Source organism: Bartonella sp. AP58NXGY, from assembly GCF_042195785.1.
Lineage (GTDB): Bacteria > Pseudomonadota > Alphaproteobacteria > Rhizobiales > Rhizobiaceae > Bartonella.
The window spans coordinates 1-1126 of sequence record NZ_JBHIOY010000094.1 but is presented as its reverse complement, the minus strand read 5'-3'; the positions used below and the strand labels follow the sequence as shown (position 1 = coordinate 1126).

At 32.9% G+C, this 1126-nt stretch carries 1 protein-coding gene; it reads left to right on the top strand.

Annotation, left to right across the window (positions count from 1 at the left end):
- Positions 1 to 719: 719 nt before the first annotated feature.
- The coding region (gene ssb / locus ACFINC_RS09685) for a single-stranded DNA-binding protein (RefSeq protein ID WP_375617073.1) at positions 720 to 1126 on the top strand (407 nt) is incomplete at its 3' end.

Sequence of the window (1126 nt, the reverse complement as noted above, 5' to 3'; positions counted from 1 at the left end):
TTTGTAGTAATGATGCCATTAGTGAAAAAGCAGCGTAAATAAAATAACGGCGCGGGGGGCTGCTTTGTAGCAAAAAAACCGCATCAAAATGAATTGATACGGCTTTTATATTCAAAACCATTATTCGTAAGGATAATTTGCTATAAACAAACTAACTCACAAATCACATATTTTGTGTATAAAAGCAAGTGTATTTTTTCTCAAATTGCATCTTTAAATGTATCATGCTACCATTAATTCGCAGCGTCATAATGGCGTTGTATTTTAACCGTTCTTTAGGTTAAAACAATATTCCTCTTTAAAGATATCACAAAAGCCGTGCCTTAAATGACACGGTTTTTTTGTGTCTTAACGCTTGTAACTTATACATAATGTACTATATTTTATATACAACTTGAGAAATTGTGAAAGCCTTGTTATGTATTTACGTAACGGGGCTTTCTTTTATACTAGAGGCTAGTTTTTTCTATTCAATTTAAATGCATTAAAGCCGTGCCAATTTCTTGACACGGCTTCTGTTTTGCAATGCATGACTGTTATCTTGTTATTCGAAAGTTACGAACATCTCTTTATTGCACAAAACGTATCAAAACGCAATAAAAAAACAGCTTTTAAAGCTTAATCTTTTACATAAGAATATTGTTATTATTTATTGAAAATATTGTAAAAACATATAAAGTATGTTATGATCTTTACATCATTTAATGGAACTTACAAACATGCTTAATAAAGTGATTTTAATTGGCTATTTAGGTGCTAATCCAGAAAGCAAAACAATGTCATCTGGCATCGAGGTGGTCAATTTTCGTATAGCAACGTCTGAGAGCTATACAGATAAGGCAACCAATAAGAAAGTAGACAAAACAGAATGGCATTCCGTTGTGGTGTTTAATCCACATCTTGCAAAAATAGCACTCCAGTATCTGAATAAAGGCAGCAAAGTTTATATCGAGGGACAGCTTCAAACGCGTAAATGGCAAGATAAAAACGGTATTGACCGTTTTGTAACAGAAGTCATATTGCCTCAGTACAAAGGCGAGTTAAAGCTTTTAGATGGCAAAAATGATGATAATCAAGATCAGTCATCTGCTTATGACAGAAGCATTTACAGACCTCTTGATACATC